The sequence below is a fragment of the Maribacter sp. 4U21 genome, assembly GCF_002742365.1.
Taxonomy (GTDB): Bacteria; Bacteroidota; Bacteroidia; order Flavobacteriales; family Flavobacteriaceae; genus Maribacter.
Genome location: NZ_MDGN01000012.1, coordinates 1 through 26373, shown reverse-complemented (window position 1 = coordinate 26373; position 26373 = coordinate 1). Strand labels below are relative to the sequence as shown.

Genomic DNA, 26373 nt, shown 5'->3' with positions numbered 1-26373 from the left:
AGGAATATAGCTTTAGTACAATAATTTATTCAAAATGTAGTTTTAGAAGTTAGAATAAACAATTGTATTTGCAGTTATAACCAAAATCGAAATTTAACCTAAAGTATGAAGAAGCTATTGTTGTCATCTATAGCGTTTGTTTTTTTGCTCACGAGTTGTGGGTCCAAAACAAAAGGAGAGCTAGTCGGAGTCCAAGGAAAAAAATGGTATCCGGAAAAACCATATGGAATGGAACTTATCCCAAGAGGTTCTTATATCATGGGTAAAAGTGAAGAAGACCAAGCTAAGGTTTTGAACGCTCCAACAAAAACAGTAACGGTACGTTCTTTTTACATGGACGATACCGAAATAACCAACAGCGAGTACAGGCAGTTCGTAGAATGGGTAAAAGATTCCATTACAAGAACGAGATTGGCCATTTTGGCCGATGAGCTTGGTATTGGCCCGGACGAAGGTGGTATTGGCGATTTTGCATTTAAAGATGCGGATACGACCAAATCATCTGTTTACGACAAGTACATGTTGGATAATTACTCTGGTATGGGCGAGACCGGATACGAGGGAAGAGCTTTAAATAAGGATGAAAATCTTATTTGGGATACTTCTGATTATCCAGACGAATATTATGCTGAGGTAATGGATTCGTTATATATTCCGGAAGAGGAGTCCTACAATGGGCAACGAAGCATCGATGTTACCAAACTTAAATATAAATACAGTTGGATGGATATCCAAGCAGCTGCTAGAGCATCCACTAAAGGAAACAAAAGTAGAAAAGACTTTATCCGTACGGAGGAATTGGAAATATATCCAGATACAACAGTGTGGATCAGGGATTTCGAATATTCTTACAACGAACCAATGCACAACGATTATTTCTGGCATGATGCTTACAGCGAATATCCCGTAGTGGGAATATCCTGGGAGCAAGCTAAGGCGTTCTGTAATTGGAGAACAAAGTTCAAGAATGATGATCAGAAGAGTAAGGGAAAGCAGTTCGTAAATCAATTTAGATTGCCAACTGAGGCAGAATGGGAATATGCCGCCAGAGGTGGTATCGAAGGTGGTACTTACCCGTGGGGTGGACCTTATGTAATTTCTGATACAGGTTGTTTCATGGCGAACTTTAAACCACAACGCGGGGATTATGCAGCGGATGCAGCGCTTTATACGGTGGAAGCCAAATCCTATGAACCAAACGACTTTAACCTTTACAATATGGCCGGAAACGTTTCTGAGTGGACAAACTCAAGTTACGACCCTAGTGCATACGACTATGTTTCAACCATGAACCCTAACGGTGGTGATCAGAGTAATACTCGTAAAGTGATTAGAGGCGGTTCTTGGAAAGATATAGCATACTTTCTACAAGTAAGTACAAGGGACTATGAGTATTCGGATTCAGCAAGAAGTTATATCGGTTTTAGAACAGTACAGGACTATATGGGTGAAGAAGATTCAACCCAATAAATAATCATATGATAGTAAACAAGTTAATTTTCAACACAAATTTCAAATCAATTTTTTAACCAAATCTTTAGTATTAAATCTTAAATTAAAATTAAATCATGGCACAGTCAAAATCAACAAAGAAATTATTTAACATGGCCTATGGCCTTGGAGCATCTGTAGTAATTATTGGTGCATTATTTAAAATCCTTCACTGGGAATTTGGACCCTTAACAGGTGGTCTTTTATTAGCGGTAGGTCTTATAACGGAGGCCCTTATTTTCGCTATTAGTGCATTTGAGCCTGTAGACGATGAGTACGATTGGTCTTTAGTATACCCAGAATTACAAGGTGGTGCTTCCACTGGCAAGAAGAGCAACGAAGCTGCTGAAATTAAAGAAGCAGAGGCATCTTTATCCGCTAAATTGGATAACATGTTAAAAGAAGCTGGTGTAGACGCTAACCTTATGGAAAGTCTTGGTTCTAGTATCAAGAATTTTGAAGGTGCGGCTAAAGGAATTGCTCCTACTGTAGATGCAATGGAATCAACTAAGAAGTATTCTGAAGAAATGGTACACGCTGCCGCTCAGATGGAATCTTTGAACAGCCTTTACAAAGTACAATTAGAAAGTGCTAGCAAACAAGCTTCCGTTAATGAAGAAGTTGTGCAAAATGCAAGTGCACTTAAAGATCAGATGGCCTCCTTATCTACCAACCTTTCTTCTTTGAATGGTGTTTACGGTGGAATGTTATCTGCAATGAGCAAAAACTAAAATTGGATTTTAACCAAACCCAAATTATTAATTAAAATCTAATTTAGAAACCATGGCAGGAGGAAAAGCAACACCACGTCAGAAGATGATCAACCTTATGTATTTGATCTTCATCGCGATGTTGGCATTAAATATGAGTAAAGAAGTGCTAGCGGCATTCGGTATTATGAACGAAAAGCTAGAGACTTCTAACGAACAGACAACAGCAAGTAACAATGCGTTCTTGGAAAGTCTTGGAACTAAGGCATCTGAAGATGCGGCAAAGTATGACAAGCTGTATCAAAATGCACAGAAGATAAAAGCAATGTCCCAAGAGTATTATGACTATTTGGAAGGCCTTAAGACTGGCATGACAGAAGGGTTGGAAGATGCTACGGACTACGCTCGTATGGATAATTCAGATTACTTGGATCAAACACTTTTTCAAGGAGATAACTTATCCGAGGAAGGTAAAAAGTTCATGAGTAGCTTAACAGGTTACCGCGATCAAGTAGCTGCAATAGTACCACCAGCACTGAAGCAATCCGTTATTGATCGTTTCCAGACAGGAGATGAGAACGGTAAGGTAGAAAAGAGAGACGGTACAAAGCAAGATTGGATCAACTATCACTACGAGGGTTATCCTCTAGTTGCATCTTTGGCTAAATTAACAGCACTTCAATCCGATGTTAAGATTACTGAAGAAGCTGCTTTAAAATCGATGTTGGCCGGTGAGTTAACAGAGCAGGTTTCTTTAAAGAATTTTGCTACATCACTTTTCGCAAGCAAGTCCGCTTATTACACAGGAGAAAAGTATGATGGAAAGATTATTATCAGTAAGACTGATAATTCTTCTACTCCGGTAAGAGCTGAGTTAACTTTGGACGGCAGAAAACTTTCTGAAGGAAAAGACTACAAGTTAGAAGCTGGTGGTGTTAAAATGTTAATAGGTTCTGGTGCTGCTGGCGACCACGAAGTTGCAGGTACCTTGTACTTTAAGCAAGACGGAAACGAAATAGAAGTTCCTGTAAAGAACTCCTTTGCAACGATTTCTAAGCCAAACGCTGCATTGATAGCTGCCGATAAGATGAACGTTGTTTATCGTGGTGTAGCTAACCCAATGTCTATATCTATACCTGGTATTCCTAATAACAAAGTAAGGGCTTCTGCTCCTGGACTTAAAGGTGTAGGTGGTAGTAAGTACGTTATGAATCCTGGTAAAGGAAGGTCTGTTACCATAGTTGCTTCCGGTACGTTGCCAGACGGTCAGGCAATATCTTCAAAATCTGAATTTAGGATTAAGGATATTCCAAGACCAGAAGGTACGGTAAGCAAACAGTCTGGTAGTATTAAACTACCAAGAAGAAACATAGAGATTGGTACGATCGGTGCGCAATTATATGATTTTGACTTTGATTTGAACTTAGCTGTAAGCGGATTTAAATTTAAAGTTCCTGGTCAACCAACGATTAGCGTTAACGGTAATAAGTTGGATTCTAGAGCAAAATCGGCACTTAAGCGTGCTAAAAGAGGTGATGTGGTTCAGATATTTGATGTGAACGCCTATATCACCAACAACAAAAGTTACAAGTTGAAGAAAGTATCTCCAGTAATTATAGAGGTAACTAATTAATACGAATTGAAGGATACCGAGCAGCTATGTCTGCTCGGTTAATTTTAAAGTGAAACAAACATGAATTGGAAAAATGTTTTAATAGTGGGAGCAGTAGTTTTATTACCTGCTTCTATAATGGCCCAAGCGAATATCTTGAACGCTAAAAAACCACAGGATGTCGGTGTAAGAACCGATGCTCAAAAGGAGGTAGACAATGATGCTCCTTTAGCCTATGGCTATGTGGATGACAGGGATATTCTTTGGTCTAAAACCCTATGGGAAACTATAGATTTGGATGAGCGTGTGAATTTTCCGCTATACTATCCAACGGATACTATTGATATAGGTTCTGACAGAAGATCTTTATATCATGTGTTGATGAAGAATATCAAAAATGGAAAGTTAGATGCTTATGCGGATTCTTATTTTACCGAAAAGAGAAATTTCGGTGATTTGACCGCAGCACTGTCCAAAACGGATACTTTGGATTTTGGATACGAACAAATGAACGCCGGTGAGGCTGTTTCTGAGGAGTTTATTGCTCGTAGGGACATCACTGCTGCTGAAATTGAAGAGTACCGTATCAAAGGTATTTGGTATTTTGACAAGCGCCAAGGCGAACTAAAGTATCGTTTGTTGGGTATTGCACCAGTTGCGCCAGATGTCAACTTTATCGATCAGGAAAATCCTGATAAAGTAGAATTGTTCTGGGTATGGTACCCTGATGCGCGTGAAGTATTGCACGAGGCCAAAGTATTTAACCAGCGTAATTCTGCACAACCCATATCTTTTGATATGTTGTTGAATGCAAGAAGGTTCAATGCTGTCATCTACAAAGAAGATAATGTGCATGGTGACCGTGAGGTTAAAGATTATATTGCCGACAATGCCTTGTTTCAATTGTTAGAAGCAAAACGCATCAAAGAGGTTATCCGAGACAGGGAGCAAGATATGTGGGCATATTAAGTAAAGAAATTCCAATTCAAGAATAGTTAAAAGCTTCGGTACATGTATCGAAGCTTTTTTTGTTATTAGCTACCTTTGTAGCATGTTAGATTACATTGTCGTAGGACTGGGCTTGGCCGGAATATCATTCTGCGAAACACTAAAAAAGAATTCTAAAACTTTTATTTGTTATAATGACAACTCTCAACAGGCTTCCCTTGTTGCGGGTGGCCTATATAATCCCGTTATTCTAAAAAGATTCACTCTTTCTTGGAAGGTAACGGAACAACTTGAAATTGCAAATAGGTTTTATAGGGAGATAGAAGAAAATCTGGATATTAGCTTTGACCAAGAGCTTCCTGTCTTGAGAAGGTTTCACGGTACTGAAGAGCAAAATCTCTGGTTTGAAGCTGCGGATAAAGAAAACTTAAAACCCTACCTGTCATTGACCTTGGTTCCTAACGAGAATACTTCAATAAACGCTCCGTTAGGCTACGGTCGTGTCTTACGAACGGGTAGAATAGATACCAAAACCTTCATTGAAGGTTATACCAAATATCTTTTAAATAAAGACCTTATAAAAAAGGAATCGTTTCTTCACCAAGAGTTAGTGTTCAAAGATGGTTATGTAGCCTACAAGGGCTTCAAAGCAAAGTATATTGTTTTTGCAGAAGGATATGGTCTGGCAAAAAATCCATTTTTTAATACACTGCCGCTACAAGGGTCAAAAGGAGAATATTTGATCATTAAATCAAAGGAGCTCAAGGAAACGAGCGCCATTAAGTCATCAATATTTATTATACCCTTGGGTAGTGACCTTTATAAGGTAGGAGCAAATTACAACAGAGCGGATAAGTCCAATGACCCCACAGATATTACTAAAAAGGAACTTGTAGAAAAGTTGGAAAAAGTGTTGACCTGTGATTATCAAATAGTGGGGCATGTAGCAGGAGTTAGGCCTACGGTAAAAGATAGGAGACCATTGGTGGGGAGACACCCATTGCATCCGAGATTACATATCTTGAACGGTTTTGGTTCTCACGGAATTTTAATAGGACCTTGGGCGGCAACGGGGCTCTATGAATATATAGAAAACGGAACGCCGTTAAACAAGGAGATGGATATTCAGCGATTTCACTAAGACGTTTTACGCTTCGGCAGCGTCTACGGCCGTTGGGTCATATTTCATAAATATATTGATCCATATATTTCTCGATAGTCTAGTAATTACGGGCATGAAAACAACCAATGTGGCTACGATGGCAATAAAGGTATTAATTAACGATGCACCTATAATTAATTTGGCAATTACAAATGCTGCTACGGCAAAAGCAATTCCTACGCCATAACTTACGTACATGGCACCATAAAAGAAAGAGGGTTCTATCTTGTATTTAGTATTGCAATGTCCGCATCGTTCTCTCATTTTAAAGAGATGTCCTGGTTTGTATGGATTTTTACTAACATACATACCTTCTTGCTGACATTTGGGACAACTTCCTGTTAAAATACTGTAGAGTTTGTTTCCTTTTTTTAACATTTGCAAAACTTTACACAAAGATAAAGATTACGGGTAGTTTTACCTTCGCAATAACGGTCTTATTCCTATTTTGAAATGACAACCATTTTAATTTGAAGTGAGCCTCAGAACTATAATAATATTATGCTGAACATTCATAACCTTTCTGTTTCTTTTGGAGGTGAATATTTATTCGAGGAAATTTCGTTTCGCCTAAACGCAGGAAATAGAGTAGGCTTAGTGGGTAAAAATGGGGCCGGTAAATCAACACTCCTAAAACTACTATCGGGTGACATGGCCTTGGATACAGGGACCATTGCAATAGAAAAAGATATTAAAATAGGGTTCTTAAGGCAGGATATAGATTTTATTCAGGGGAGGAACGTATTAGAAGAGGCTTATCAAGCTTTTGAAGAAATCAAGGCCCTAGAGCAAAAGCTGGACGATATTAATATTCAGCTTGCGGAACGAACCGATTATGAAAGTGAATCCTACAATCAGCTTATTGTAGATTTAAGTGACATTACCCAGCATTATGAGATTTTAGGTGGATATAATTATCAAGGTGAGACGGAGAAAATATTACTGGGTCTAGGTTTCAAGGCCGAAGATTTCGATAAAAAAACGGAAACGTTTTCAGGAGGATGGCGCATGCGTATAGAGCTGGCCAAATTATTATTGCAAAGTAATGATGTGCTGTTGCTAGATGAGCCTACCAACCATTTGGATATTGAGTCCATTATATGGTTTGAGCAATTTCTTAATAACTACTCCGGTGCGGTCATGATTGTATCCCATGATAAAATGTTTCTGGATAACGTTACCAACAGGACCATTGAAATATCCTTAGGACGTATTTACGATTATAACAAACCTTACTCGAAATACTTGGTTTTAAGAAACGAGATGAAACAACAACAGTTGAACGCTCAAAAGAACCAAGAAAAAGAAATTCAGCAGGCAGAACGGTTGATAGAGAAGTTCAGGGCAAAGAGTACAAAGGCATCCATGGCCCAGTCCCTAATAAAAAAACTGGATAAAATAGAACGCATAGAAGTAGATGAGGACGACAACAGTGTTATGAACCTCAGGTTTCCTATTTCCGTAACCCCAGGTAAGGTGGTCGTAGAAATGGAAGAATTATCTAAGAGCTATGGAGATAAACATGTGCTAGAGGACATAAGCTTACTCATTGAGCGCGACAGTAAAACAGCATTTGTAGGTCAGAACGGACAGGGCAAATCTACCTTGGCAAAAATCATTGTCAAGGAGCTGGACTACGAAGGGCATTTAAAGCTAGGACATAATGTACAGATAGGATATTTTGCACAAAATCAGGCAGAATACCTAGATGGTAATAAGACCATCTTGGATACCATGATAGATGCCGCGAACGAGTCCAACAGGAGCAAGGTGAGGGATATTCTGGGTTCCTTTCTCTTTAGAGGGGATGAGGTAGAGAAATATGTTAAGGTGTTATCCGGAGGGGAACGTAATAGATTGGCGCTTGCTAAAATGCTTTTACAGCCTTTCAACGTTTTGGTGATGGATGAACCTACCAATCATTTGGATATTAAGTCCAAAAATGTCCTGAAGCAGGCCTGCCAAAATTTTGAAGGAACCTTAATATTGGTGTCACATGATAGGGATTTTCTGCAAGGCCTAACCAACAAGGTGTATGAGTTTAAGGACCGAAAGATTAAAGAATATCTTGGAGATGTAGATTTTTATCTGGAGCAGCGAAAAGTAGAGAATTTCAGAAGTATCGAAAAGAAAGATACTGGAGCGGTCAGTCCAAAAGCTGTTAAGAAGAATAACTCTTTTGAAAATCAAAAAAAAGTAAAGAGTCTAAAGAACAGAATTAGTACTACGGAATCCAAAATTGCCGATTTGGAAAAAGAAATAAATACCATTGACCATAATTTGTCGATGAACTATGATGAAACCATAGCGGAAAACAACTTTTTTGATACGTATCAAGCTAAAAAAGATACTCTTGAAAAACTTATGACAGAATGGGAAAAGCTCACAAATGAATTAGAGACGATAGCGCTCTAAAAAGTTTCACCAACAACAAACGACCGTACACCACAAGTTTAGGCACTTTCACAACAAAGCGATGCCGTTCAACGATAAATTTTGATTTTTCATCGTTATTGGTATTAATTTGTAGGATAATTCTTAGAAAAGTAAGAATTAACGCTAAAAACGATTTTCAATGAAAAACCTGTACGCACTCTTATTTATGTCAATGCTAGTTTGCAATTTTTGTATTGCAGAAGTATCAAAAAAGGAGAAAAAGGCCTTAATTGGTCTTTATAACAGTACCAATGGAATGCATTGGGTGAAAAAATGGGACTTAAAGGCTCCCGTTTCAGAATGGTACGGCGTTAAGGTGAAGAATAATAAAGTGGTAGAGGTTAATCTTTTTAGAAATAATCTAATGGGTGCCATCCCAAGTGATATTAGTGGTTTGGAAAATTTAACCGTTCTAAATCTTGCTTTTAATTCATTGACCGGAGAATTACCGGAACAAATCGCAAAGCTTTCTAAGCTAAGGGTTCTTAAGTTAGAGATGAACAGGATAAAAGGGGCTATTCCGTCAGGAATCGGTAATTTGGTAAGTTTGGAAGAACTATCCGTTTTTAATAATTTTTTGTCCGGTACAATTCCTGAAAGTATTGGTAATATCAAAGGATTAAAAGTATTGAATTTATCCAGTAATGCTTTGAAAGGTTCAATTCCTAATTCCTTAGGAGAACTGACCCAGTTAGAAACTTTAGGCCTTTTTGAAAATACTTTAGAAGGTGCAATACCCAGAGAGATGGGAAAACTTAGTAACCTGAAGGAATTAGTATTGGCCAATAATAGTTTAAACGGGGATATTCCCGAAGAATTCGGTCAATTGGCTAGTTTAGAAGTTTTTCAAATTCAGAATAATAAATTCGATTCTTTCAAAAATCTAGAAATGTTAGAGACCAGATCGTTCTTGGTTTTTGACTATGACAAGGACGATAGAAAAATAGAGTTTAAAGAGATAAACTTTGAGAAAACCAGAATGGCAGACACAAAGTTCGAAGATATAGATGAGTAAGAGTAGTTTACACTTTTAGTTAGTTTGGGTGAAAAAAATAGGTATCTAATCGTACCTCTTTTTTAGATTCATATCATAAACTGAAAATTTTTACGTTTGGATAAGGTAAAACCTACGATAATCAGGTGAATTTATCTGTTTACTGTAGTTAGTTGTTAGGGTTAATTAGTTGTATTATGAAACGATTTATTGAACAGTACCTGCTTATCATTTTTATGATTTGCACATTTTCCGTAGAGGGACAAACTTCAAAAGCTGAAAAAGAGGCTTTAAAAGATATATATGATCAAACTTCTGGTGAGCAATGGGATATCCCTTGGGATTTGACCAAAAGTGAAACAACGTGGCAAGGAGTGGTTATTGAAAACGGCCAAGTAGTGGCGTTACATCTTCATAAGAACGGTTTAAAGGGAAAAATCCCAAGCTCAATAAAAAATCTAAAGAATCTTAGGGTTTTGAACATGGCTTTCAATAAGCTAAATGGAGAAATTCCCGCAGAATTGTTCGCATTGACCAAGCTAAAATCTATTAGATTAGAGATGAATTTCCTTACGGGGAGTTTACCTGAAAGTTTTGTAAGTGCCAAGAGTTTGGAGGAACTTTCACTATTCAATAATCAATTAGAAGGTGCCATACCTAACGGAATAGGGGATGCTGAAACTTTGAGGATTTTAAACCTCTCTAGCAATTACCTTGAAGGGAAACTACCCAAATCCATTGCCCAACTAAAAAACCTAGAAAGTCTTGAACTGTTTGGGAATAAGTTGAGTGGGGTTATAGATGTAGAATTGGGTGAGTTACAAAATTTAAAGGAAATGGTGCTTTCATACAACCAATTTGAAGGTAATTTGCCTCAAAGTACGGCAAGCCTAGCAAATCTTGAGTTTGTGCAATTACAGGGAAATAACTTTAGATCAATCAGGTCGTTGCAGAATCTAAGAACAGAAGGCTTGGCCACCTTTGACAGTGATGACGAATTTCTCAACATCCAATTTGGAAAAGAGAACCGCTCTAAAACGAGGATGGCAACCAATACCTTCGAAGATTCAAAGGACTAATATTTTAAATAGATAGAAAAAAGCTCCTATGGATATAGGGGCTTTTTTTGTTTTGCAAATAACACCAACCCTTAAACATATTTAAGATTACTTTAACATTGGTTGCATATGCAACTAATGTCTTTTTATTAGTTTCGCACCATGTCTGGCGAAACTTTCAAAATAGATTTTGAAACCTCAATAGGTCCCTGGCTGGGGAGAACGGTCAAAATGGTAGATTACCATTTGCAGGAGGCTTTTGATAGGCATGGTCTGGATATGACCAAGGAACAAATGGTAATCCTTAAGAAGCTGCACGAACAAGATGGCATTAATCAGAATGAGCTGGCATCACTTACCTACAGAGATAAGTCCTCTCTTGCAAGGCTCATTTCCAAGATGGAGTCCAAGAAGTATATACGCAGGGTTCAGAGTAAAGAGGACAAAAGGAATAATGAGATTTTTATAACCGAAGAAGGATTAAAAATCCTTGCGGAAACCAGGCCTGTAATTCAAGAAGTAATTGATGTTATGGAGCAAGGTATCAATAAAGAAGATAAAGCACTTATTATAAATACGCTCAAGAAAGTTCAAAATAATTTCAATCTAAAATCGATATAACCGCTTACTATGAGAAAGATTATACTAGCTATTCTGGGAATCCTGCTAATCGTGGGTTCCTTTTTTGTGGCAAAAGGAATAGTGGACAGCAAAAAAAGCTTTAGACCTAAAGCCGGAAAAGTGGTCAAGACCGTTTTCACTGAAGTGGTTAAGAACGGAACAGTACCTATAGTAGTGTCCGCCAACGGAAATCTAAGTGCCAAACAACGTGTAGAGCTCTATGCAGAGGTACAAGGAGTTTTTAGAAGAGGCAGTAAGTTGTTCAAGGAAGGCCAAGCCTACCGAGCAGGAGAAACCATTATCAGTATAGATGCTTCGGAATATGCTGCCAGTGTGCAATCCGCAAAGAGTAACCTCTATAATGAACTTACTTCAATCATGCCCGATTTAAGATTGGATTACCCGGAGTATTTTCCAAAATGGCAAACCTATCTCAACAATTTCGATATTTCCAAAAGCACGCCTGCTTTCCCTGAAATGACTTCGGAGAAAGAGCGCTTTTTTATATCTGGGCGTGGTATCCTTACCAACTATTACAATGTAAAGAACTTGGAGCAGCGTTTATCTAAATATAGAATTGTTGCTCCTTTCGCAGGTATTTTAACGGAAGCCTCCGTTACAGAAGGTTCTTTGGTCAGAGCGGGGCAGAAGTTAGGTGAGTTTATCAATCCTGGTGTCTATGAACTAGAGGTGTCCGTGAGTAAAACCTATACGGATTTATTAAAAGTAGGTGAATCTGTGGAACTGAGTACCTTAGATCTGACTAAGACCTATACGGGAAAAGTATCTAGAATAAACGGAAGGGTAGACCAAGCTACACAGACCATAAAAGCTTATATAGAGGTCAATGATCCTAATCTAAGGGAGGGAATGTATCTGGAAGCTTATCTAGATGCCCGAAAAGAGGACAACGCCATAGAAATTGATAGAAGTTTACTTATGGAAGGTGATCGGATTTTTGTGGTACGAGATTCTGTCCTTGACGTCATCAATGTAAAACCTGTCTATTTTTCCGATAAGCGTGTGGTCCTGAAAGATGTGCCCAACGGAGCTACTATTATGTCCAAACCACTTATTGGGGCATATACGGGTATGGCGGTAAAAGTTTTTAAGGATCAACCGGCAAATACGAAAGGGTAATGCGAAAGTTAATTGAGTATTTCATAAGATACCATGTTGCGGTAAACGTAGTGATCATTGCTTTTGCAATTTTTGGTATCGTAGGGGCAAAGTCTTTAAAATCTTCATTTTTTCCGTTAACCGATTCTAAGAACATTTCCATTGCCATAACCTATCCAGGAGCTTCCCCGCAGGAGATTGAAGAGGGTATCGTCTTAAAAATAGAAGATAACCTTAAAGGTTTGGAAGGTGTAGATAGGGTAACGTCTACCTCACGGGAAAATAGTGGTACCATAAATGTAGAAATAGAAAAGGGCAGGGATATCGATTTTATGCTTCTAGAGGTCAAGAACGCCGTGGATAGAGTACCAACTTTCCCCACAGGTATGGAACCTTTGATCGTCTCCAAACTGGAAGCGATACGACAAACCATAAGCTTTGCCATAAGCGGTGAGAATATTCCCTTAGCCACCCTAAAGAATGTGGGTAGGCAAATAGAGAACGATCTAAGGGCAATTGATGGCATTTCTCAAATAGAGGTTACCGGTTATCCGCAGGAAGAAATAGAAATTGCGGTTAACGAGAATAATCTGTTGGCCTACGGTATTTCATTTACAGAGGTGGCGCAAGCCGTTGGTAACGCTAATATTTTGGTCACGGGAGGTAATATAAAGACCGATACGGAAGAATATCTTATACGAGCCAATAACAGGTCTTATTATGGGGATGAGCTGTCTAATCTTATTGTACGAGCGGACCCCAACGGATCTACGGTAAGGTTAAAGGATGTAGCCATAATTCGAGACCGTTTCTCGGAGACGCCCAATGCCTCCTACTTTAACGGAAACCTTTCCGTTAATACGACCATCACCAGCACAAACACGGAAGATTTAGTAAGCTCTGCCGAAAAGGTAAAAGACTATGTAGAGGATTTCAATCAGAAATATAATAACGTAAAGCTAGATGTTGTATCCGATCTTTCTACCACTCTGGTGCAGCGTACGCAATTGTTGACAGAGAACGCCGTCATGGGAATGATTTTGGTATTGATATTCTTGTCACTCTTCTTAAATACGCGTTTGGCATTTTGGGTTGCTTTTGGTCTGCCTGTCGCCTTCTTAGGGATGTTCATATTCGCTGGCTTTTTTGATGTTACCATAAATGTCCTTTCCTTGTTCGGGATGATTATCGTTATCGGGATTTTAGTTGATGACGGTATCGTAATTGCTGAGAATATTTATCAACACTATGAAAAGGGTAAATCGCCCGTTCAAGCCGCGGTAGATGGCACTATGGAAGTGCTGCCACCCATAATTTCGGCTATTATCACCACTATCCTTGCATTTTCTATTTTCTTGTTCTTAGACAGTAGAATAGGGGAATTTTTTGGTGAGGTCTCGGTTATCGTAATATTGACGCTAGCGGTTTCTTTAATAGAAGCACTGATTATACTCCCTGCCCACTTGGCACATTCCAAGGCACTACAGCCTGTGAACGAGAAACCCAGAAAAGGTCTGGGTAAGGCCTTTGCCAAGTTGAGGGTAATAAACGAATCTGGTGATAAGTTTATGGGGTGGATGCGCGATAAACTCTACACGCCTGTGCTACGTTTTGCCATGCAATATAAAATTCTAATGTTCAGTTTTTTCGCCGTGGCATTGATTCTGACCTTCGGTTCGGTAGGTGGGGGAATTATTAGGACCGCCTTCTTTCCCAGAATTGCCAGTGATAGGGTTCAGGTAGAACTTCAAATGCCCAATGGTACCAATGAAATGATTACCGATTCTATCATTACCATGATAGAGGACAAGGCGGAAATCGTTAACAAAGAATTGACCCAAAAGTATTTAAAAGGGACTGACAAAGTGCTCTTTGAGAATATGATCAGAAGAGCAGGTCCCGGTTCCTCGACGGCGACATTGACTATAAATTTATTACCAGGAGAAGAGCGGCCAGATGCCGTGGCTGCCGATTTGGTGACCAGTAGACTACAAGAGCTAGTTGGACCGGTGATTGGCGTAGAAAGTCTTATTTATGGCTCAGGTGGTAATTTTGGTGGTTCCCCTGTCTCCGTTTCGTTGTTGGGTAACAACATTACCGAACTTAAAGCGGCAAAGAAGGAGCTTAAAGCAGCCTTGGAGAGCAATACCTTACTAAAGGATATTGCCGACAATGACCCGGCCGGAATTAAGGAAATAAGATTAGAGCTACGAGAGAACGCTTATCTGCTTGGACTGGATTTAAGAAATGTCATGAGTCAGGTAAGGGCTGGTTTCTTCGGGACACAGGCACAACGTTTTCAAAGATCACAGGATGAGATCAGGGTTTGGGTCCGTTATGATCGCGCAAACCGTTCTTCCATAGCTGATTTGGATGAGATGCGGATCGTTACCCCCAGTGGAAATAGAGTTCCATTAAAAGAGATTGCGGAGTATACGATTGAGCGTGGAGATGTGGCCATTAATAGGCTGGAAGGACGAAGGGAAATACAGGTTTCGGCAGATTTGAAAAACCCTAAAGATAGTCCTACCGATATCATGGTGGAACTTCAAACGGTAATTATGCCAGAAATTCTATCAAAATATCCAACGGTCTCCCCTTCCTACGAGGGGCAAAACAGAGAATTGGGTAAACTAACCGCCTCTTTAAAGGTAGTAGGTTTTTCGGTATTACTTTTAATATACATTACCATCGCATTTACTTTTAGAAGTTTTAGTCAACCGCTAATGTTACTTCTATTAGTTCCTTTTAGCCTTACGGCCGTTGCTTGGGGACACTGGATCCACGATTTTCCCATTAACGTATTATCCCTTTTAGGTATCATCGCCCTTATCGGGATTATGGTCAACGATGGGCTGGTCCTCATTGGAAGGTTCAATACCAACCTTAGGGAAGGTATGACCTTTGACGATGCTATATTCGAAGCAGGCCGCTCAAGATTTAGGGCAATTTTCTTAACGTCCATCACCACGATAGCAGGTTTGGCACCGCTGATGTTAGAAACCAGTAGGCAAGCACAATTTTTAAAACCCATGGCCATTTCCATTGCATACGGTATAGGTATAGCAACACTCTTGACCCTTTTAATGCTACCGTTGTTTTTGTCGTTCAGCAATAATCTAAAATCTAAAAATAGACTTTTAGCTTCTGGACATTTAATTACGAAAGAAGAAGTAGAGCGTGCTATAAAAGAAAAGAAAGAAGGACTTCATCTAGAAGGTCAAAAAAGTCATGGTACTAACGATTTATTGCAAGCTAAAAGTAACGGAGTAGCTACTAATAAAGAACTTAAGGAAGAATAGAATGAAACGATTACGACTATGTTCCCTACTTTTTTTAGTGTCGGTAACAGGTGTTGTTGCACAGGATACGATGCTTTCTAAGGAAGAGGCCGTTGTAAAGGCTTTGGAGAATAATTTTGGTATCCAGGTAGCCAAGAACGAGATTGAAATAGCAGAGAATAATAAAAGCGTTTTAAACTCGGGTTACCTACCTTCCTTGGTGGGTAATGCAGGGGCCAATTATCAAAGAGATGATTCTACGTTTGAATTTCCAGGGCAGTTTCTTAGAGATCCTAGCAGTGGCGAAACTTTATTGGACGATGACGGAAACCCTGTTCCCAGACCTGAAACGAATCTTTACAAGGCCGAAGCACAACGTTATAATGCAGGTTTAACGGCCAATTATACCTTGTTTGACGGATTGGGGAGGTTCTACAATTTTAAGCGACTTAAGGAACAATATCAGCTAACAAGTCTGCAGGCAAGGGAGACCATTGAAAATACCATGATTCAAATGTTCAGTGTGTATTTTGAGATTGCACGGTTAACCGAAAACAAAAACGTACAACAAGAGGCTTTGGAGATTTCCAAGCAACGAATTACAAGGTCGGAGTACGCTTTTGAGTACGGGCAAAATACGAAACTGGATATTTTAAACGCTCAGGTAGATGTCACTAACGATAGCATTAATTTATTGAATACGAGACAGCAGCTGGCAAACGCTAAGCGCGATTTAAATGTTGTTTTAAGTCAGGATTTAAACGAAACCTTCGAGGTAGATACCTTGGTTACGTTCATACCTAAAATAAAGTTGGACGACTATGTGGCCCAAGCCACTTTGAATAACGTGGCCATTTTACAGACCGAAAGAAATTTAGCGATCAACGCCTATGATATCAAGGTCAACACGGCAGGTTACCTTCCTAATTTAGATTTGACCGGTTCGTATGGTTGGAATCTTAACCAGAACGCTCCATCCGCTTTCTTTCCCGGGGTAAATGTAAATAACGATAGAAGTTTTGGGTTGGGAGCACGGTTGACTTGGAATTTGTTCGATGGTGGTGGTACCACGGTAAGGGTCAAGAATGCAAAGATTGCCTATGCGAATCAAGAAATTTTGCAAGAACAGGTAGCATTGCAGGTCAATAGGGATATTCAGAATGCCTTGGCCATATATGAGAACAGACTTAATATTTATGCAATACAAGAACAAAACGTACTGACCAATCAAAATAACTTTGAGCGTTCTAAAGAACAATTTCAGTTGGGAAGAATTACGTCTATAGAATTTAGGCAGGCGCAGATAAATCTTTTGAACGCACAGACCAATAAGAATTTGGCCAAGTATGACGCAAAGTTGGCGGAGCTTCAGTTGTTGCAGCTTACAGGACAGTTGTTAAATGTAGAATTTTAAGTAGCACCAAACACGTGAATTAATGTATAGCGATAAAACTACAAAAGAACTTACAGAAGTGTTGGATCAATATCAGATGCTAACCTTTGAATCTCAGTTAGTGTTGAGTAAAGAATTGACGACTAGAAACTCAGCGGTTGATAGTAGTAAACTGGAATCGGCAATTGGCGAAAAGCTACATCGAATCAAGAATTTGGACTATTTGATGGATTTGGGATTCAATGCCCAATTTACAGAGCAAGGTGTTGTGGTGACGAGGAATACCAGAGCGCTCATTATGGATGTTTTGGCCATAATCATTGGTATCGCAGTCTTTTTTATTGGTGTCTATGGTATTGGGTCTTTGGTGGCCATGTTCGTCAATGGAGAGGATTTCAATGTATTTTCACTGGCCATCAATTTTGCAATGGCCAGTTTGGTATTCAACGGATTCAAATTTTTCAACGGAATCAAGAGATTGATAGATTACAGCGGGTTTCGGTTGTCTAACGAAAACGGTGTCATCAGTTTAAGAAAACGTTTTGATTTAAAGCTCGAAGAGGTAAAGGGAGCATTATCGGATTTACAATTAGAGGAGGAGGAAGAAGAGATGCTCTTACGTTTGGGAGAACATGTTATTCTTAATGCTAACGCCGAGAACATTATACAGCGTATGACGCTACAAGAGTTGATTAAGGTACTGAAAAAAGCCTGATTTATTCTTACTACAATCTAGACCAAAAATGTACGAACATTTCTTTCAATGTCCCTATTGTTGGGAAAACGTTTCCATGTTATTAGACCCATCGGTATATGAACAAACCTATGTAGAGGACTGTGAAGTTTGTTGCAATCCCATACAGGTTACCCCAGCTTTCCGAGCAAATGAACTTGTAGGATTTGAGGCTATGGAAATAGGACAATAGGCCTTTAGTCCATAACCTTTATTTTGCCCCCAAAGACCTTATTTTTTTCGATGTTTTTAGGATTGCCGTATATATAAATAGAGCCACCTGCTTTTACTTTGGCTACAACCTTTGAAGATGCTTTTACGTCGGCTCTTCCGCCAGCTAGGACCGTTACGATAGTATTAGAAGTATTAAGTTCCTTATTGTAGACTTTGCCACCCGTATTTACGGCTATTTCTTGCTCGTTACTCTTACCGGTAATGGTAATCTCGCTTCCGGAGATGGCGCGCACATAAACATAATCAACGGCTATTTTGAGGTCTATGACACCACCTTCCTGACCTCTAATATCCGTCTTCTTTCCTTGATAGGTTTCCTTGGATACAATTTTGGCATTTTCATTGGCATTTATCAAGCTAAGCTCTTGATTGTAAAACAATGTTGCTTTGGCTTCATTGCCATCAAGGAAATTATCAAATTCCATCTTTATCTTCAATAAATCACCCTTTTCGGAAATTTCTACTTCATCTTTATCATCACCGGTAATGACCAATTTATTCTCGTCACTTTTAACCAGTGTAACTATGATTCTTTCATAAACCTTTAATTCCGTAAAATCCTCTAGTGCAATAGTAGTGGAGCGTTGTCCGAAGACTATCTCAGAAATTAATAATATCCCAATTGAAAGATACCTGCTTTTCATTTCATTAGTATTTAAAGAATTAACAAGATAAGATTAACTCAAGTATAAATAAAATTTTCGCATTCAAAACCATTTTATAGGTACGCCCGATTATTAAAGATATATGAGAAATTTTGGACATGCTCCTTTTATAGGGCAACACGAGCAATAGTAATGTGATACTTAATTTTTTAAGGGGGGATGTAATTTAAAAGTTCACTATAATTTCACGTGTTTTTAAGGTCTGTTGTCTAAGTAAAACCTGAAATATATGTACTATTCTCTCCTGATACGCAGGGGGTATTCTACCACCAATAAGCCATGTATTTTTAATACGCTTAGAAGAGTCTAGATTAAACTCTTTTCTAAGGCACTTAATAGCCTCGATTCTTGTCTCGTCGTTCATCTTACTGAACATTGACATCGCCATAAGGTCAAAGCTAAGGCAATACTCCTAACGGATGATCTAAAAGCCCGTATAGCTGAGTTAATGTCTCACAATAAATGGAGTCCAGAGCTTATTGCCAAACGTCTTGCCAAGGAGCAAGAGCAATGTGTTAGTCACGAGACTATTTATAAATGGATATGGACCGCAAAGCACAGTCATCATAGAAAACATAAAGCTTATAAAGGTCTTCATAAACATTTGCGCCATACAGGAAGAAGACAGAAACGTTGTAATTTGAAGGATAATAGGGGAGCTATTATCAAAAGAGTTCCCATAGAACAACGACCGGCAGTGGTAACGGAGCGTAAACGTATAGGAGATATAGAAGTAGATCTGATGATGGGTAGTAATCATAAGTCAGCACTGCTGGTAATGACCGACAGGGCAACATTGATTACTATTTTAGAAAAGCTAAATGGTAAAGGTGCGGAACACGTCTATCAGAAAATGAAAAAACGACTTTCAAATTTTAGTAGCTCTTGGATAAAAACGATCACCTTCGATAACGGGTAAAGAGTTTGCACATCACCATAAACTAGCCCAAGATTTAAACGCTAAAACTTACTTTACAAGACCCTATACATCTCAAGACAAAGGAACAGTGGAAAATAGAATAGGAGTTATTAGACGATTCTTCCCTAAGAAAACGGACCTTAATCAAGTCTCAATAGAGAGAATCAAAGAAGTGGAATTATTACTAAATTACAGACCTATTAGAAAGTTTAACTATTACAACCCTATTGAAGTCCTAAAAAATAAGTGTGTTGCACTTATGGATTGAACACAGCTAAATTTTAAATATTAAGAAATATCTTATACGAAATTCAAAGCACGCTTGTCTCATGGAACATATTTTTATTCAAATCATGTCTGAAATGACGGAACTAACCAAAGAAGAGAAGAAAGATATTACCCTAACGTTTCCCATAAAAATCTTTAAAAAAGGGAGTGTCCTTCTGAAACAAGGCAACGTCGCAAAAGACGCTTATTATGTTGTAAAAGGTTGTATAAGAGCATACGAACTAGTTCATGGAGACGAAATAACCACCGCTTTTTTGACAGAGGGTCAATGCGCCGCAAATTTTCAAAGCCTATCAAACAATGAGCCCTCAAAATATAGTTATGAATGCCTTGAAGAAACAACGGCCACCGTAAGCAATTCAGCAAAAGAAATTGCATTCTACAAGAAGCATCCAAGGTTCGAGGCTTTTTGCATATCTGGTATGGAGAAAATGATGGGTGAAAAACAAGAGGAGCTGACATCGTTCATGACCATGAAACCAGAACAACGCTATATGCATCTATTGAAAACGAGACCAGGTCTAATACAACGAGTGCCGCAGCACCAACTTGCAAGCTTTATCGGCATTAAACCACAGTCATTGAGCCGTATCAGGTCACGTATTCTTGAAAAAGAAAAAATGGCGTAGTTCTTTCTTCACTTAAGTGAATGCAATTGTACGGAATGGGATTTAGCTTTGCACTTGTTTCCGACCTAAATTCCAAATCATGAGAAGTACAATTACAATTATTTTGACCCTTTGCCTCCTAGGCCTTCAAGCCCATTATGACTATGAGGATGAAGCCAATAAAAGATGTTTTGTTGGCAGCATCTTCACTATGTTGGGCAATCTTCTGCCAGATGAAAGGCAAAACTATGTGCAACTCTATTTGAGGTATCGTATTACCGAGCAAGATGTCGTCTCTGTAGAAGCCAAGACATGGCGCTATTTTAAACCTCTTGGTATACCATATGATGAAGCGTGTAAAAATCCTGAAGAATATTTCCCAGGCCTCATAAGAAAAAAAGGATTCGCTCTAGCGTACCAAAGTTTTTTTAATAAAGGATTATACGCTACCGTACATCTAATGAGCGCTTGGTATGATTTCATCTATACCAATGAAGTTAAGTTTGATAATGGCTTTCAAAACTTCAATACCTATCGCCTGGGTTATCCTATTAAATTGTCAAAACGCACCTTTTTCATGGAGCGGTCCATCGCAATAACCTATAGACGCCATCTTATGGAAATGTCCGAAGCCTTCAAAAGACAAGATGGGAAATGGAGCAAGTCCCTTTTTGCAGGGCCAGGTCTTCACTTTGGTTATAATCTCTAATTGAAAACAATAGTAAAACTCAGTAGATGGACGATAAAAAAATTAAAGAGACGCTTTCCATATTATGGATTTTTCTGACGGTAAACTATATTTTCTGCGATGTATTTTCATTATATCTAGCAGAAACTCTTAAGGACCTAATGTCGGGCAAAATGGGAGGTATCGAATTTACCCAAGAATTTTTGTTGTTATTTTCGATGATTATGGAAATTCCGATACTGATGATCGTACTCTCTAAACTACTTAAACCTAGAATCAATAAATGGCTGAATATCATCGTCGGTCTTATGTTATTGATTGTTCAGGTGGTAAGCCTGATTACTGGAGAAAACTACAAACACTACATTTTTTTCAGTATTATCGAAATAGTTACACTCATAATTATTATTGGGATTTCCTTTACATGGAAGACCGGTAAAAGCATATTAGACTATGCACATAAAGTATCAAACAACTAGCAAAATAGAATGCTTATGAAGGGAAGATTAGATAAGAAGATTGCACTCGTGACAGGCGCTGCCAGAGGTATCGGAAAGGCTATTGTAGAGTTATTTCACAAAGAAGGTGCAATCGTAATCATCACGGATATTTTAGATAAAGAGGGAGAACTACTTTCTAACTCATTAAACAGCAACAACGTGTACCATCACTTGAATGTAAAAAATGAAGCAGAGTGGGTTCAGATTACATCCTTTATTCAGCAAGAATATCGAGTGCTTGATATTTTGGTGAACAATGCGGGAATTACGGGTTTTCTAGAAACCGAAGGTCCATTTGATGCAGAACTTATTGACTTAAAGTCTTGGAATGAGGTGCATGAAGTCAATTCTACCGGTGTTATGCTTGGTTGCAAATATGCCATTCAACTCATGAAAGCGAAAGGTGGTTCCATTGTGAATATATCCTCTCGTAGTGGTATGGTCGGCATTCCAATGGCTGTTGCGTACGCCTCCAGTAAGGCCTCGGTGAGAAACCACACAAAGAGCGTGGCGCTCTATTGTGCTGAAAAGAAGTATAACATTAGGTGCAATAGTGTTCATCCGGCCGCAATCATGACCCCAATGTGGGATATGATGTTGGGTAAAGGTGATGCGCGCGAACAAACCATTAAATCAGTTGAGCGCGGTATTCCGATGGGATACTTTGGCGAACCTCTTGATGTAGCCTATGGGGTTTTGTACCTATCCTCAGAAGAATCGAAATATGTTACAGGTACTGAATTGACAATTGATGGTGGCATTTTGGCCGGTAGCGAAGCGAAACCCAAATAGTTCAAAGCACTAGAGAGTAAAGTCCTAAATATTTATTTAACAATCAAGAATATGTTAGAATGTATGAAAAATAGTATACCTCTACTTCTTTTACTGTTTGTCGTTAGTTGCAAGAAAGAGAGGCCTTCTACAGGCGCCATGGAGGTGTTAGAGAGTCCAATATCGAAAAGATTAGAAAAGGTTGATTTACCCACAGAGGTCATTCAAGCCGAGGTAGAATTTGTAAGTAACCCGGTAAATACTAACAAGTCGATAATCTTGCGTTATGAACTAAGTGTAAATAACAATTTTAAAATCCCGTTTACATTACAAAAGATTGAAGTTTATGATTTTGAAAAATCTAACGCCCCAATTTCAACACTCGATAGCACCTATATCGATATGAATTTTGACAGACCAGGTGGTGTCGATGTAGACGATATGAAATATTTAAAAGGTAACGATTTTGGGGTCTTGAATATGCAGCTTAGTTTTTCTGAAGCATCTTTAGTTCCCAAAAAAATATATCATAAACTATACTTTAAAAGATTGAAAGGCAACGGAGAATTTGCGGTTCACCCAATGGAAGTCGCCCCGGTAGAAATTCCGACTTTAAACACCCTTACCATTGGTTTTCCTTTTCAAGATAAAGGGTTATGGTTTTATGAAACGGACAGTCATCAGGGCGCAAGACAAATTACCGAAGGTAGGCTAACCTATCCACAGCGTTTTGCAGTGGATTGGATGTTGTTAAATCCCGATGGAAGTTTTGCTAAGGGTAATATGAAAAAAAATAGCGACTGGAAAACCTATGGAGTACCGATAATTGCCGTTGCAGATGGTCAGGTCGCTTATACAAAGGATAACATTAAGGAAAATATACCTTTTTCTGAAGAGATGGCGGTTAGAATGACTCATGAAACGTTGGGTGGTAATTATGTTGTACTGGATATCGGTAATAGTATTCACGCATCATATGGACATCTACAACCGAATAGCATACGCGTAAAGATTGGTGATAAAGTCAAGAAAGGACAGGTTTTAGGATTATTGGGAAATAGCGGCAATTCAGATTGCCCCCACCTGCATTTTCAATTGGAGACAAAGAGCAATTCTTTTTTTGGTGGGGAAGGAATACCCTACCATTTCGAAAACTTTATAACATGGAACCACTTTTCGGAAGATGAAATTTCAGTATTTTATCAGAATAATAGAGTCCCAAAAAGTGATGATATAGAGATAGTTAAAAAGAACGAATATCCTATTGGATATGGGCTTATCAAAATAAAGTAATCTAAGCAATCAATCAATGAAGTATTCTGTACTAGCATGTGTTTTTTTCTCTTTTTTAACATTCGCACAAAAAATTAAAACCAAAGGAATCAATTCTACCGTATTTGGAATGGAGAGAGCTATTTGGGTTTACACTCCCGAGCTATACGATTATGAACCCGATAAAAGATTTGAGGTCATTTACGTTTTTGATGCCCAAGCTAGAGAAATGTTCGATGTGGTTCATTCGACAGCACAATTTTTAGATGGCCAAGAATTCGGCTTTATTGTCGTGGGTATTGAATCGCCTTTTAGTGAAGAGCCGTTACAGCATAGAAATTTAGATTTGCTGCCCGAACCCACAACCCAAGAAGCCATTGAAAAATATGGAGCGTATATTGGCGGTGCCGATAAATTCATGGAATTTTTAGATAGGGAGGTATTTCCACATATTGAGAGTACCTATCGAACCTTACCCAAGAGAATAGGTTTCGGTCATTCTAACGGGGGCACGTTTATCAATTACTGCCTACTAGAAAAACCGGATATGTTTGATGCCTTAATAGCTGTTTCACCCAATTTTGGCTTTGATGGCGGCCAGTTCGTAGAGCGGTTCAAAAAATTTGACACTGATGACATTGGCAAAAAATTCGTGTATTTGAGCAATGCAGATGAACAATACAAAAATTCACCTCAGTGGAAAGATTATGAGGAATCAAGAGTTCAAATCATCAAAATTTTAAAAAGCAATAAACATAAGACCAAAATACATCTTGAAATCAAAGATTTCTCAGCATCTGAAAATCATGAAACCACGATTCCTATAAGTGCCTTTTACGGACTAAAGTCCTACATAGATTATCAGTTCAGAACTGCAGAAAATATCATCTCATATTACGACGGCCTCGCCGAAAAAGATTTGGTTGAGCTGACCGCTAAAAATACCAACAACTATGCCTACGAATGTGCTTGGCACAATCGTTACGTAGATGCTTTGACCGTTATCGATTGGGCCATTGAGAAGTTTCCAGAGGACAATAATTTATATGATAGCAAAGGGGAGTTTTTTGAGAAAATAGGTAATTTCAAAAACGCTAAAACGTCGTATGAAAATGCGTTAAAGACTTTAATTAAGAAAAAACATCAGTTGAAAAGTGAAAACTTTATTGCCACAAAAGATTATTATACCAAAAATATCGCTAGGGTCAGCAACTAGTTTAGATTTACATTTTCAACAAAAGAAACATCCTAACTTCTGACAAATCATTTTTGTTTAAATTACTTAGACGAGTGATTTGGTAGAGAAGTATTTTTTAAAAGGATAATCCGGTAAAAGACTTAAAACACAAAGAGTGAAGATTTCATCTAACGCAATAAAAATTATCATCCACAATGGATTACAAAATATGCCAAACTCTAATCCCGAAACTAAAAACAAGGCGTTTCTATTTACTAACTCAGTTAAATCAAGGAATGGCTTTTAAACGTAGCATCAACTTTACTTACATCTTCTTTATGCTCGGGCTATTTAGTTACGGGCAATCGAAGGATACCGAAATAAGAAACTATCTCAATCAGCTAAGTCCAGAAGACTTTTCTGGTGCAATTTTAGTTGCCCATAACGACAGTGTTATTCAAAAGATAGCATACGGATTGTCAAGTATTGAGTTTGGCGCTAAAAACAACGTGGATACGAAATTCAATATTGCCTCAATTACCAAAATGATAACGGCTGTTGCAACCCTTCAACTCTATGAAGGTGAAAAAGTCGAGCTCAAAAAACCAATTGGAGCATATTTACCCAATTACCCAAATGAACTGGTAAAGAACTCGGTAACCATACACCAACTGCTAACACATACATCAGGATATAACAATAATCTAGACTTTTGGAAAACGAACAATCTTGCCTATAATAAGGTATCCGATTTTGCTAAACGTTTTGAAAAAGATACTTTGTTATCCACTCCTGGAACCAAATATGATTATAGTGCATCCGGCTACGTAATTCTCGGCCTCATAATTGAAAGAGTAAGCGGACTGGATTATTATGAGTATGTAAGGAAGCATATTTTCAAAGTTGCCAATATGACAAATACCTCTGAATTGGATATCGATGCAATAGTACCCAACAAGGCAAATGGTTATAATACCTTTTTACAGGAAAACAGAAGCCCAAGAAAAAATGACTATTATCTAGCAAAAGCATCGCCCGCTGGATTTCACTACTCCACTGTTGAAGACTTATATAAATTTTTAGAGGCTTTAAGAAACTATAAATTGTTAAAAAAGCAAACTATAGAATTAATGTTTGAACCTAAGGTAAAAGGTTACAACACACATTTGGGATATGGAATAGATGCTGATTTACGATATGATCAAACCATTCTAGGACACAGCGGCGGCTGGTATGGAGTTCGTGGAGAACTCATGCATTTTGTAAATGACAACTACACCGTCGTAATTTTATCGAATATTGACGACGACGGCTCAACAGGAACTACGATGGTTTCAAATTATTTTAAAGAATTGATTGCAGGAAAAAGGAATTAAAGGCAAATTGATATATTACTTTTTAGAGGTCAGTAGTTAACTGCATATTAGTTTGGACTGGTATACTTTTTCTTTTCCGACCATTTTAGTTATCAGGTTGTTGAATACGGTCGCCTTGCTTTGGGAGCGGTTTATGCTGAAGCAGAACTCGTTGAAATACCTGTTGATATGAAAGTCGCTCACCCATGAATAGGTCGTTCTAATCCAGGACTTTATCTGGTGTATCATGGTATGCAGCGCCTTGAAGTTGGCCCCCTTCGCGCTTTCTATCTGGTTTATATCGTAGACCTTTGCGATGGGCCTGTACCCCTTCCATT

The 26373-nt window shown here is 38.5% G+C and carries 24 protein-coding genes and 2 pseudogenes; 22 read left to right on the top strand and 4 right to left on the bottom strand.

The genetic code is table 11. The features are described 5' to 3' along the window. Positions 1-105: 105 nt before the first annotated feature. The 5 genes from gldK to BFP77_RS02430 all read left to right on the top strand — a co-directional run bounded on the left by gldK (position 106) and on the right by BFP77_RS02430 (position 5902). Entirely contained in the window at positions 106-1470 is a 1365-nt protein-coding gene (gldK, locus tag BFP77_RS02450; RefSeq protein WP_099572495.1) for a type IX secretion system lipoprotein PorK/GldK, read from the top strand. Between the two features lie 98 nt (positions 1471-1568). Then, on the top strand, positions 1569-2222 hold the full coding sequence (gene gldL / locus BFP77_RS02445; protein ID WP_099572494.1) for a T9SS inner membrane protein PorL/GldL: 654 nt from the start codon (positions 1569-1571) through the stop codon (positions 2220-2222). Positions 2223-2274: 52 nt separating this feature from the next. Then, the gene (gene gldM, locus BFP77_RS02440) at positions 2275-3834 is read left to right on the top strand and encodes a type IX secretion system protein PorM/GldM (protein ID WP_099572493.1); all 1560 of its coding nucleotides are present in this window, start codon (positions 2275-2277) and stop codon (positions 3832-3834) included. Positions 3835-3894: 60 nt separating this feature from the next. After that, entirely contained in the window at positions 3895-4782 is an 888-nt protein-coding gene (gene gldN, locus BFP77_RS02435; RefSeq protein WP_099572492.1) for a type IX secretion system protein PorN/GldN, read from the top strand. Positions 4783-4864: 82 nt separating this feature from the next. Next, a complete protein-coding gene (locus BFP77_RS02430; RefSeq protein ID WP_099572491.1) occupies positions 4865-5902 on the top strand; it encodes an NAD(P)/FAD-dependent oxidoreductase in 1038 nt (345 codons plus the stop codon). A gap of 6 nt (positions 5903-5908) precedes the next feature. Here BFP77_RS02430 and BFP77_RS02425 read toward each other — a convergent pair whose 3' ends face one another. Then, on the bottom strand, positions 5909-6301 hold the full coding sequence (locus tag BFP77_RS02425; RefSeq protein ID WP_099572490.1) for a DUF983 domain-containing protein: 393 nt from the start codon (positions 6299-6301) through the stop codon (positions 5909-5911). 123 nt (positions 6302-6424) lie between these two features. Here BFP77_RS02425 and BFP77_RS02420 point away from each other — a divergent pair, with 123 nt between their 5' ends. The 9 genes from BFP77_RS02420 (at position 6425) to BFP77_RS02380 (ending at position 17751) form a co-directional block, all read left to right on the top strand. Further along, a complete protein-coding gene (locus BFP77_RS02420) occupies positions 6425-8338 on the top strand; it encodes an ABC-F family ATP-binding cassette domain-containing protein (RefSeq protein WP_099572489.1) in 1914 nt (637 codons plus the stop codon). 160 nt (positions 8339-8498) lie between these two features. Beyond that, positions 8499-9374, top strand: a complete 876-nt coding sequence (locus BFP77_RS02415; RefSeq protein WP_099572488.1) for a leucine-rich repeat domain-containing protein — start codon at positions 8499-8501, stop codon at positions 9372-9374. Between the two features lie 176 nt (positions 9375-9550). Then, positions 9551-10432: a leucine-rich repeat domain-containing protein gene (locus BFP77_RS02410; RefSeq protein ID WP_099572487.1), complete on the top strand. Its 882-nt coding sequence runs from the start codon at positions 9551-9553 to the stop codon at positions 10430-10432. A gap of 141 nt (positions 10433-10573) precedes the next feature. Continuing rightward, the gene (locus BFP77_RS02405) at positions 10574-11032 is read left to right on the top strand and encodes a MarR family winged helix-turn-helix transcriptional regulator (protein ID WP_099572486.1); all 459 of its coding nucleotides are present in this window, start codon (positions 10574-10576) and stop codon (positions 11030-11032) included. Positions 11033-11041: 9 nt separating this feature from the next. Next, a complete protein-coding gene (locus BFP77_RS02400) occupies positions 11042-12172 on the top strand; it encodes an efflux RND transporter periplasmic adaptor subunit (RefSeq protein ID WP_099572485.1) in 1131 nt (376 codons plus the stop codon). Next, a complete protein-coding gene (locus BFP77_RS02395; RefSeq protein WP_099572484.1) occupies positions 12172-15453 on the top strand; it encodes an efflux RND transporter permease subunit in 3282 nt (1093 codons plus the stop codon). Before BFP77_RS02400 ends, BFP77_RS02395 begins: the two co-directional genes overlap by 1 nt. Before the next feature lies 1 nt (position 15454). Further along, positions 15455-16846 (top strand): TolC family protein, encoded by a 1392-nt coding sequence (locus BFP77_RS02390; protein WP_099572483.1) that lies wholly within the window; start codon positions 15455-15457, stop codon positions 16844-16846. A gap of 22 nt (positions 16847-16868) precedes the next feature. Next, positions 16869-17540 carry a hypothetical protein gene (locus BFP77_RS02385; RefSeq protein WP_099572482.1) on the top strand — a complete coding sequence of 224 codons (672 nt, stop codon included), beginning with the start codon at positions 16869-16871 and terminating at the stop codon, positions 17538-17540. A gap of 28 nt (positions 17541-17568) precedes the next feature. After that, positions 17569-17751 (top strand): CPXCG motif-containing cysteine-rich protein, encoded by a 183-nt coding sequence (locus BFP77_RS02380; protein WP_099572481.1) that lies wholly within the window; start codon positions 17569-17571, stop codon positions 17749-17751. A 4-nt stretch (positions 17752-17755) separates the two neighbouring features. Here the strand turns inward: BFP77_RS02380 and BFP77_RS02375 are convergent, their stop codons facing one another. Both BFP77_RS02375 and BFP77_RS02370 read right to left on the bottom strand, forming a co-directional pair. Next, the gene (locus BFP77_RS02375; protein ID WP_099572480.1) at positions 17756-18436 is read right to left on the bottom strand and encodes a head GIN domain-containing protein; all 681 of its coding nucleotides are present in this window, start codon (positions 18434-18436) and stop codon (positions 17756-17758) included. Positions 18437-18623: 187 nt separating this feature from the next. Continuing rightward, the gene (locus tag BFP77_RS02370) at positions 18624-18821 is read right to left on the bottom strand and encodes a hypothetical protein (RefSeq protein ID WP_143751823.1); all 198 of its coding nucleotides are present in this window, start codon (positions 18819-18821) and stop codon (positions 18624-18626) included. An 18-nt stretch (positions 18822-18839) separates the two neighbouring features. Here BFP77_RS02370 and BFP77_RS17560 point away from each other — a divergent pair. From BFP77_RS17560 to BFP77_RS02330, 8 genes and pseudogenes are all read left to right on the top strand, one after another. Next, positions 18840-19644, top strand: a pseudogene (locus BFP77_RS17560) (IS30 family transposase); the annotation flags it as partial. Between the two features lie 61 nt (positions 19645-19705). Continuing rightward, a complete protein-coding gene (locus BFP77_RS02360; protein ID WP_099572477.1) occupies positions 19706-20293 on the top strand; it encodes a Crp/Fnr family transcriptional regulator in 588 nt (195 codons plus the stop codon). Positions 20294-20372: 79 nt separating this feature from the next. Then, on the top strand, positions 20373-20981 hold the full coding sequence (locus BFP77_RS02355) for a hypothetical protein (protein ID WP_099572476.1): 609 nt from the start codon (positions 20373-20375) through the stop codon (positions 20979-20981). Between the two features lie 26 nt (positions 20982-21007). Continuing rightward, complete coding sequence (locus BFP77_RS02350; RefSeq protein ID WP_099572475.1) at positions 21008-21439, top strand: DUF6326 family protein; 432 nt, start codon at positions 21008-21010, stop codon at positions 21437-21439. A gap of 15 nt (positions 21440-21454) precedes the next feature. After that, the gene (locus BFP77_RS02345; protein ID WP_099572474.1) at positions 21455-22252 is read left to right on the top strand and encodes an SDR family oxidoreductase; all 798 of its coding nucleotides are present in this window, start codon (positions 21455-21457) and stop codon (positions 22250-22252) included. A gap of 63 nt (positions 22253-22315) precedes the next feature. Next, on the top strand, positions 22316-23524 hold the full coding sequence (locus BFP77_RS02340; RefSeq protein ID WP_180272288.1) for a M23 family metallopeptidase: 1209 nt from the start codon (positions 22316-22318) through the stop codon (positions 23522-23524). 16 nt (positions 23525-23540) lie between these two features. Next, positions 23541-24719 (top strand): alpha/beta hydrolase-fold protein, encoded by a 1179-nt coding sequence (locus BFP77_RS02335; RefSeq protein WP_099572472.1) that lies wholly within the window; start codon positions 23541-23543, stop codon positions 24717-24719. 257 nt (positions 24720-24976) lie between these two features. Beyond that, positions 24977-26056 carry a serine hydrolase domain-containing protein gene (locus BFP77_RS02330; protein WP_099572471.1) on the top strand — a complete coding sequence of 360 codons (1080 nt, stop codon included), beginning with the start codon at positions 24977-24979 and terminating at the stop codon, positions 26054-26056. Positions 26057-26092: 36 nt separating this feature from the next. Here BFP77_RS02330 and BFP77_RS02325 read toward each other — a convergent pair. Next, a pseudogene (locus tag BFP77_RS02325) lies at positions 26093-26373 on the bottom strand (IS1595 family transposase); the annotation flags it as partial.

Coding starts and splice junctions, on each gene's coding strand:
- gldL (WP_099572494.1), top strand. CDS start 1,569: ATGGCACAGTCAAAATCAACAAAGAAATTATTTAACATGGCCTATGGC.
- BFP77_RS02385 (WP_099572482.1), top strand. CDS start 16,869: ATGTATAGCGATAAAACTACAAAAGAACTTACAGAAGTGTTGGATCAA.
- BFP77_RS02410 (WP_099572487.1), top strand. CDS start 9,551: ATGAAACGATTTATTGAACAGTACCTGCTTATCATTTTTATGATTTGC.
- BFP77_RS02355 (WP_099572476.1), top strand. CDS start 20,373: ATGAGAAGTACAATTACAATTATTTTGACCCTTTGCCTCCTAGGCCTT.
- BFP77_RS02360 (WP_099572477.1), top strand. CDS start 19,706: ATGGAACATATTTTTATTCAAATCATGTCTGAAATGACGGAACTAACC.
- BFP77_RS02340 (WP_180272288.1), top strand. CDS start 22,316: ATGAAAAATAGTATACCTCTACTTCTTTTACTGTTTGTCGTTAGTTGC.
- gldN (WP_099572492.1), top strand. CDS start 3,895: ATGAATTGGAAAAATGTTTTAATAGTGGGAGCAGTAGTTTTATTACCT.
- BFP77_RS02430 (WP_099572491.1), top strand. CDS start 4,865: ATGTTAGATTACATTGTCGTAGGACTGGGCTTGGCCGGAATATCATTC.
- BFP77_RS02345 (WP_099572474.1), top strand. CDS start 21,455: ATGAAGGGAAGATTAGATAAGAAGATTGCACTCGTGACAGGCGCTGCC.
- BFP77_RS02415 (WP_099572488.1), top strand. CDS start 8,499: ATGAAAAACCTGTACGCACTCTTATTTATGTCAATGCTAGTTTGCAAT.
- gldM (WP_099572493.1), top strand. CDS start 2,275: ATGGCAGGAGGAAAAGCAACACCACGTCAGAAGATGATCAACCTTATG.
- BFP77_RS02370 (WP_143751823.1), bottom strand. CDS start 18,821: ATGAACGACGAGACAAGAATCGAGGCTATTAAGTGCCTTAGAAAAGAG.
- BFP77_RS02335 (WP_099572472.1), top strand. CDS start 23,541: ATGAAGTATTCTGTACTAGCATGTGTTTTTTTCTCTTTTTTAACATTC.
- gldK (WP_099572495.1), top strand. CDS start 106: ATGAAGAAGCTATTGTTGTCATCTATAGCGTTTGTTTTTTTGCTCACG.
- BFP77_RS02375 (WP_099572480.1), bottom strand. CDS start 18,436: ATGAAAAGCAGGTATCTTTCAATTGGGATATTATTAATTTCTGAGATA.
- BFP77_RS02400 (WP_099572485.1), top strand. CDS start 11,042: ATGAGAAAGATTATACTAGCTATTCTGGGAATCCTGCTAATCGTGGGT.
- BFP77_RS02425 (WP_099572490.1), bottom strand. CDS start 6,301: ATGTTAAAAAAAGGAAACAAACTCTACAGTATTTTAACAGGAAGTTGT.
- BFP77_RS02350 (WP_099572475.1), top strand. CDS start 21,008: ATGGACGATAAAAAAATTAAAGAGACGCTTTCCATATTATGGATTTTT.
- BFP77_RS02390 (WP_099572483.1), top strand. CDS start 15,455: ATGAAACGATTACGACTATGTTCCCTACTTTTTTTAGTGTCGGTAACA.
- BFP77_RS02330 (WP_099572471.1), top strand. CDS start 24,977: ATGGCTTTTAAACGTAGCATCAACTTTACTTACATCTTCTTTATGCTC.
- BFP77_RS02380 (WP_099572481.1), top strand. CDS start 17,569: ATGTACGAACATTTCTTTCAATGTCCCTATTGTTGGGAAAACGTTTCC.
- BFP77_RS02405 (WP_099572486.1), top strand. CDS start 10,574: ATGTCTGGCGAAACTTTCAAAATAGATTTTGAAACCTCAATAGGTCCC.
- BFP77_RS02395 (WP_099572484.1), top strand. CDS start 12,172: ATGCGAAAGTTAATTGAGTATTTCATAAGATACCATGTTGCGGTAAAC.
- BFP77_RS02420 (WP_099572489.1), top strand. CDS start 6,425: ATGCTGAACATTCATAACCTTTCTGTTTCTTTTGGAGGTGAATATTTA.